Origin of the sequence: Paenibacillus forsythiae T98, from assembly GCF_000520735.1 — a bacterium.
Taxonomy (GTDB): domain Bacteria; phylum Bacillota; class Bacilli; order Paenibacillales; family Paenibacillaceae; genus Paenibacillus_AQ; species Paenibacillus_AQ forsythiae.
Genome location: NZ_ASSC01000451.1, coordinates 1 through 6667 on the forward strand (window position 1 = coordinate 1; position 6667 = coordinate 6667).

Annotated in this window: 8 protein-coding genes; 4 read left to right on the forward strand and 4 right to left on the reverse strand. The window is 56.7% G+C overall.

Going from position 1 to position 6667, the window contains the following annotated elements:
• The 3 genes from L692_RS0114445 to L692_RS0114455 form a co-directional block, all read right to left on the reverse strand.
• Positions 1-857 (reverse strand): DEAD/DEAH box helicase (locus L692_RS0114445; protein ID WP_025700887.1); only part of this gene is annotated, 857 nt, incomplete at its 3' end.
• Between the two features lie 95 nt (positions 858-952).
• Positions 953-1729, reverse strand: coding sequence for an SDR family NAD(P)-dependent oxidoreductase (locus tag L692_RS0114450; protein WP_025700888.1), 777 nt, complete (start codon positions 1727-1729; stop codon positions 953-955).
• A 51-nt stretch (positions 1730-1780) separates the two neighbouring features.
• Positions 1781-2239 (reverse strand): chemotaxis protein CheX, encoded by a 459-nt coding sequence (locus L692_RS0114455; protein WP_025700889.1) that lies wholly within the window; start codon positions 2237-2239, stop codon positions 1781-1783.
• Positions 2240-2494: 255 nt separating this feature from the next.
• Between L692_RS0114455 and L692_RS0114460 the strand changes: the two genes are divergently transcribed.
• Positions 2495-3400 (forward strand): LysR family transcriptional regulator, encoded by a 906-nt coding sequence (locus L692_RS0114460; protein ID WP_025700890.1) that lies wholly within the window; start codon positions 2495-2497, stop codon positions 3398-3400.
• 43 nt (positions 3401-3443) lie between these two features.
• Entirely contained in the window at positions 3444-4253 is an 810-nt protein-coding gene (locus L692_RS0114465; protein WP_025700891.1) for a histidinol-phosphatase, read from the forward strand.
• A 126-nt stretch (positions 4254-4379) separates the two neighbouring features.
• Here L692_RS0114465 and L692_RS0114470 read toward each other — a convergent pair whose 3' ends face one another.
• Positions 4380-4634, reverse strand: coding sequence for a helix-hairpin-helix domain-containing protein (locus L692_RS0114470; protein ID WP_232238798.1), 255 nt, complete (start codon positions 4632-4634; stop codon positions 4380-4382).
• A 264-nt stretch (positions 4635-4898) separates the two neighbouring features.
• Here L692_RS0114470 and L692_RS0114475 point away from each other — a divergent pair, with 264 nt between their 5' ends.
• Together L692_RS0114475 and L692_RS0114480 are read left to right on the forward strand one after the other, a co-directional pair.
• Complete coding sequence (locus tag L692_RS0114475; RefSeq protein WP_025700893.1) at positions 4899-5411, forward strand: type 1 glutamine amidotransferase domain-containing protein; 513 nt, start codon at positions 4899-4901, stop codon at positions 5409-5411.
• Between the two features lie 59 nt (positions 5412-5470).
• A partial coding sequence (locus tag L692_RS0114480) for an MFS transporter (protein ID WP_025700894.1) occupies positions 5471-6667 on the forward strand: 1197 nt, incomplete at its 3' end.

Here is a 6667-nt window from a genome sequence, read left to right on the forward strand (position 1 = left end):
CTGAGCACCGTGCTCCGCGTCACCTTGTCGGCGTCGCCATAAAGCGCGCCCGCCGTCAGTCCGAGATGATTCAGCTTGGCTTCCACCTCCGCGATCGCCTCAGCCGTGTTGACGAAGACAATCGCCCGCTGCGGATTGTAATAGCGAAGCACCCGGCGTACCGTGTCCACCTTGTCCCGTTCCTCCACGGCGATGTAGAGATGCTCCAGTCCCCGCGCCGTCTTGGTATCGGGGTCAATGCCGATTTCGGCCGGATCATTCATAACCTTGGAGGCCAGCTCCCGCGTCTGCGGTCCGATCGTCGCCGACAGCATCACGAGCTGGCGGCTGCGCAGCGCGCTTGCGATAATCTTTTCCAGTTCGCCCGCGCCGCCGAGCTGGAACATCTGGTCCGCCTCGTCAAGAACAATCGTGGCGACCTCATGCATCTTCAGCTTGCGCAGCCCGATCAGCTCCCGCACGCGGCCCGGCGTGCCCACAACAAGCTGCGGATGCTCCCGCAGCCGCTCAATCTGGCGGCCAACCGCCGCGCCGCCGATCAGCCCGAGCGTGCGGATGCCGCGCCCCTCGCCGTAGCGCTCCGCTTCGCGCACAATTTGCATGGCCAGCTCCTGGGTCGGGGCCAGCACCAGCTTCTGAACCGCTCTCCGCTCCGGATCGATTCGTTGCAGAAGGGGCAGCAGGTAAGCCAGCGTCTTGCCCGTTCCGGTCTGGGAAGCGGCCAGCACATCCCGCCCCTCCAGCAGCGGCGGAATGGTCTCCGCCTGAACCGGAGAAGGAGAGGTGATGCCGAATTCCGACAATCGGGCTTCAAGGTCTTCCTGGATGCCGATAGCCGCAAAAGAAGCTTTAGTCATAGGGAAATTCATCCTTTTCGCAGTATAGTATTCATTCATTATATGCCAAAAAGACCTCTCCACCAAATGGAAGGCCCTTCTGTGTATCCGCTATGCTACTTCCGATTCAGCATCCTGTAGGCCAGCTTGTCCGCCAGCCGCGGAAACAGCCCGTACAGGCGAATGCCGACTCCCGCGAGACGCGGCAGGTCCAGCTCTTCCCTGCCCTTCTCCATAAGCTTCACCATCCGCTCGGCGACATACCGCGGACTCATGATAAAGCCGCCCAGATTCCTGGCATAGCTGCCGGACGGGTCGGCCAGGGCAAGAAAATTCGTCTCAATCGGCCCAGGGTTAACCGCCGACACGATGATTCCGCTATGGCGAAGCTCCTGGCGCAGCGCGTTCGTGAAGCCGAGGACGGCATGCTTCGTTGCGGCATAGGCTGTCGCCCGCGAGGTTCCGAGCTTGCCGGCCATCGACGCCACATTGACAATCTGGCCGCTCCCCCGCTTCAGCATATGTGGCACCACCGCCTTCGTGCACCGGACGATTCCCAAATAATTGACGTTCATCATTTGCTCGAACTCCTCGACCGCCATCTCCGTGATGCCCTCGAACTTGCCGTAGCCCGCATTGTTCAGCAGAATATCGACTCTTCCGTAAGCCGCAAAAATCCTGGCGAACGTCTCTTCCACCTCGTCAGATTTGCTTACATCACAGCGGTATAGGCCATACTCGCCCGCAATCTCCGCCGAGGCTTCCTTCAGCTTGTCTTCCGACCTGGCCAGCAGCACTGGGATGGCTCCGCGCTCTCCGAGCAGACGCGCCGCAAGCGCACCGATGCCGCTGGAAGCGCCCGTGATGACTGCGACTTTACCCTTAAGCTCCATTCCCGGCAATCAGCTCCTTCTTGCGCCATGACTATAATCTCTCCGTCTATTCTAAGAGATCATCACCTGAATATCCAGCTCGCCGATTCCGTCCATAAGCAGAGGAATGCTGAGCGCCTTGCGGGGCAGAAAGGCCACCAGATTCTCCGATTTCATGACCTGGGGAGGCGTGATGTCCACCGTAACCCCCTCGTTCGACAGCATGGTGCTCGCGTTGCCGCTGATCATATTGCCAAGCTCCGAAATGGCGCTCTGCCCCATCTCGTCCATCTCGGAAATGGGATAGCCGCCCATCATGGCCGATACGATGCGCAGAGCCACATTCTCGGCAATGCCAAAGACAATATCGCCGCTCAGCTGCCCTGTCATTCCAATTTTTATCCATATATGATTATCAATCAGCTCAATCTCTCTTACGCCCAAATTACCGGTTGACGGCGACACTTGAATGACTTGTTCAATTACGACGCACGCAGATTTTAAAAACGGATTGATCACTTCGGCTTTCATTAGGCGTTGTGCCTCCCTTTACCGGACTTAAGTCATATTCCAAAAGACCTACAACGATCTTGGTACATTATATCTCATATATCGGCACAATTCACCAAAAATTAAGGACTGTCTCACCTAAAAATAAGAAAGGGGTGCGCGGTATCATTGCCCTGCCGGGTAGAATCTCCTATAATTTAATCAAATGCCAACATTCGGCGTAAACTATGTACATAACCGATAAGTCAACAAATAGTTGGCCAAGGGAGGTAATCCATGAACATCAGCCAACTGGAGACGCTTATCATGATCTCCAAAACGTTGAGCTTCCGCAAGGCGGGAGAACTGCTCAATCTGACCCAGCCGGCAGTTTCCGCACAGATCAAGAGCCTTGAGGAAGAGTTCAAGACCCAGCTGGTGGACCGGAACCAGCCCGTTACGCTAACGGACAAGGGACAAGTGTTTCTGACGCATGCGGAGCAGATTGTAAATATCGTCGACGATTTGAAGCAGAGGCTCGCCGATCTGGACGAGACGCCTCAGGGGCATATCATTCTGGGGACGACGACTTCCATAGCCATTCAGATTCTGCCGCGCGTGCTTTCCTATTTTCAGGACCAATTTCCTCATATCAAAACATCCATCCAATCCATGTCCTCTACGCAGATATACCAGCATGTTGAGAACGGTCTTATCGATGTCGGCATCGGCTACCTGATTGGGAACAATCCCGGCATGACCACCTCCACTCTCTATTACGATACCTTTGAGCTGGTCGTGTCCCCAAGACATCCGCTGGCCGCGCAGCCGGGAAGAGCCCGTGTCGAGGTGCTGGGCGAAACTCCGCTCATTCTGCTCTCGCCCGATACGGTCGGACGGATGTTCGCCGAAGAGGTCTTTGCCAAGCACGGCATCCAGACTCATGTTATCATGGAGCTGACCAGCAGCGAGGAAGTGAAACGGATGGTCGAGCTGGATCTGGGCGCCGGCATTATTTCGAAGCAGTCGGTGGCGGAGGAAGTCCGGGCGGGGACTCTCAGGATTATTCCGATTATGGAGCTGGAAGTGACGCATCCCGTCGGCGTCATCACCAAATCAGGCAAATATGTCAACTCTGCCATGCGGCAGTTCCTCAGCGATCTCAAGGGAATGCCGGAGACGCAATTCATCGGTTCGGAATAGGACGACAATTCTACACAATCTGGCCTAAGGAGATGTTCATACTATGAAATTCGACCTGCATACCCATCATTTCCGCTGCGGCCACGCCGACGGAAGCATCCGTAATTACATTGAGGCCGGCATTCAGGCCGGGCTTGGAGTCATAGGCATTTCAGATCACACCCCCTATTTCGGAGACCCGAGCGATCACGCCTTTCCGCATATTACCATGGCCAAGTCGGAATTCGGCGCTTACGTGGAAGAAGTGCTCGCTCTGAAAAAAGAGTTCGAGGGCGTAATCGACGTTCTGCTCGGCATCGAATCCGACTATTTCCCGGATCATGTGGAAGCGTACCGGAAGATGCTGGACGCCTACCCCTTCGACTACGTGATCGGTTCCGTGCACAGCACGGGGGGCGTGAGCATTTTTAACAAGGGACGCTGGAGGGGCCTTGAAACCAAAGAGAAAGTTGCCATCAAAACGGAGTATTACCGGCTCATCTCCGAGTCCGCGCGCAGCGGCATGTTTCAGATTCTCGGCCATATCGACGCCATGAAGGGCAATTATCCCGGCTTCTCGGATATTCCCGCCCCGGGTCCGCTTGAGGATTGCCTGAAGGTCATTGCCGATTGCGGCGTGGCGATTGAGATCAACACCTCCGGCAAGACCAAGCTGAGCGGCGGCTGGTATCCTTCGGACGACATTCTGGAGCGGGCGCTGCATTACGGTGTGCAGGTGACCTTCGGCTCGGATGCCCACAAGCCTTCGCGGGTGGGCGACGAGCATGAGGCGGTGGCGGCCCGGCTGAAGGAGATCGGCTTTACCTCCTGGGTGTATTTCAAGCAGCGGCAGCGAATCGAGCTGCCTTTATAAGCAGCAGAATCCGCGGCGGCATGATCCACAGGTCGGTTGCAAGCATTCGATGGCTGGCCTGAGCAAGGGCAACAGCGGCAGTTCGGGAGACTTTAACCGGTCCCGGCTGCCGCTGTTTTTTTCATTTCACGCTTCCGTCTTATCCGCAAAATTCATTCCTTTGGCCTGGATAGCCTGCCTCAGCTGCTCCAACGCCTTCGGCCCCATTCCATGCAGCTTCAGCAGCTCCGCTTCACCCGCCTGGGCAACCTGCTCTAGAGTCACATATCCGGCTCCTTGAAGCGCGCGCAATGCGGGCTTGCTCAGTTTTGCGGGAAGACCGCTTTCAGTCCAGGCAGCATCGTTCTCCACCATCAGACCCCTCCTTTCCGGTACTTCCATTATACCTTTTCCTTACGGATGGATAGCAAACCGCTACATGATATATGGCAGAGCAGATTTTCACCAGAGTGCGCCAGAGTGCGCCAGAGTGCGCCAGAGTACCATGATCATACCCGTTGAATTGCATTGACAAGAACAGCAAATCCAAATAGTATTGGTAATACCAATATTGGTATTACCACTTTTTTCGAAATCCTGTATGTGCCCGGGCCAAGATGAACTTAAGAAAAGACCATTTGCTGCAAAAGCTAAGGAGGAAGCATGATGGGTAAAAGAATTGCGGTTATCGTAACCGATTTGTTCGAGGATGTGGAGCTTGCAATTCCGGCTGAAGCGTTTAAGGCGGCCGGCCATGAGGTTGTAATCGTGGAATGGGAAACGGGCAAGGAGGTTGTGGGCAAGCATGGAACGAAAGCAACCGTCGACCTGTCCATCGGCGGGACGAAGGCCGGGGATTTCGACGCACTGCTGATTCCCGGCGGATTCTCGCCGGACCTGCTGCGCGCCGATGACCGGTTCGGACAGTTCGCAAAAGCCTTCATTGAGGAAGACAAACCGGTATTCGCGATTTGCCACGGTCCCCAGGTGCTGATCGATACGGAGCTGCTCGAAGGCATTGACATCACCGGCTATCGCTCGATCCGCAATGACTTGAAAAATGCGGGCGCGAACTACAAAGATGAAGAGGTGGTCGTCAGCCGAAAAATTGTAACGAGCCGCACGCCTGACGATCTCGCCGCCTTCAACCGGGAATCCCTGAATTTGCTGGGACGGTAATGTCCTATGCATCCGGAATGGATTAGCCCCGCTCCTCACGGGGAGAGGAGGGCCGCCTTGTGATTGCTCCCAAGCTGCGCAACACCGCCCTGCTTGTCGCCGGTTGTTATTTTATGGAGAACCTTGACAGTACAATTGTGACAACGGCCGTGCCCGCAATGAGCCGGGCGCTCGATGTCTCTTCGGCTCAAATGGGACTGATTGTCACCGCGTACATGGTCACGCTGGCCGTGTTTATCCCGATCAGCGGCTGGCTTGCCGAGAGGTTCGGAACCCGCCGTGTATTTCTGTCGGCCATCGCCGTCTTTACGCTGGCTTCGCTGGCCTGCGCCCTGTCCCCAAGCCTCGAGGCGCTTGTCGCCGCGCGGGTCTTGCAAGGATTTGGGGGCGCGATGATGGTTCCCGTCGGCCGGGTCGTTGTCATCAAGCACACGGAGAAGCGGGATTTGCTGAGGATTATGTCCTATCTTGTCTGGCCCGGGCTGATCTCGCCCGCCATCGCGCCGCTTGCCGGCGGACTCATCATCACTTACGCCTCGTGGGAATATCTCTTTCTGATCAATATTCCGCTGGGCATTGCCGGATTCATCGCCGCCTGGAAGCTGATCGGCGACGACGCCGGAGCCGCGCCGTCAAGGCTTGACGGGGTCGGAGTGGCGCTTACGGGAATCGGGGTCGGCGGCTTGACTTACGCTGCCCATGTGCTGGCCGACTCCGGGGCCGCCTGGAGCACAGGGCTGCTGTTGACAGCTGTCTTCCTTGTCGTTGCCGCTGCCGCCGTCCGGCATCTGCTGACCGCCGCCAACCCGATTGTGGAACTGCGGATTTTGACAATTCCGACCTTTCGCGCTTCCCAGCTTGGCAGCTCCATGTACTGGATGATGGTCGGCTCCGCGCCATTCATGCTGACGCTGCTGTTTCAGAACGTCTTCGGCTGGAGCCCGACGCTTGCGGGCGGCATTGTGCTGTTTATCTTTGTCGGGAATATCGGCATCAAGCCGGCGACGACCTTCCTGCTGAACCGGTTCGGCTTCCGCCGCGTTCTGATCGTTTCGACGTCCATAGGCGCTCTGACGATGATTCTGAACGGACTGATTACTCCGGCGGTCCCGATCATCCTGATCGCCCTGCTCACGCTGCTCAGCGGCATCGTCCGCTCCACGGCGCTGACGGCTTATTCCACGATGGCGTACAGCGATATTTCGCCGGAGAATACGCGTCATGCCAATGCGCTGGCGGCGACGATGCAGAACCTT

Excerpts from the sequence above, each read along its gene's own strand:
- L692_RS0114460 (WP_025700890.1), top strand. The coding sequence starts at position 2,495 with ATGAACATCAGCCAACTGGAGACGCTTATCATGATCTCCAAAACGTTG.
- L692_RS0114475 (WP_025700893.1), top strand. The coding sequence starts at position 4,899 with ATGGGTAAAAGAATTGCGGTTATCGTAACCGATTTGTTCGAGGATGTG.
- L692_RS0114450 (WP_025700888.1), bottom strand. The coding sequence starts at position 1,729 with ATGGAGCTTAAGGGTAAAGTCGCAGTCATCACGGGCGCTTCCAGCGGC.
- L692_RS0114465 (WP_025700891.1), top strand. The coding sequence starts at position 3,444 with ATGAAATTCGACCTGCATACCCATCATTTCCGCTGCGGCCACGCCGAC.
- L692_RS0114455 (WP_025700889.1), bottom strand. The coding sequence starts at position 2,239 with ATGAAAGCCGAAGTGATCAATCCGTTTTTAAAATCTGCGTGCGTCGTA.
- L692_RS0114470 (WP_232238798.1), bottom strand. The coding sequence starts at position 4,634 with ATGGAAGTACCGGAAAGGAGGGGTCTGATGGTGGAGAACGATGCTGCC.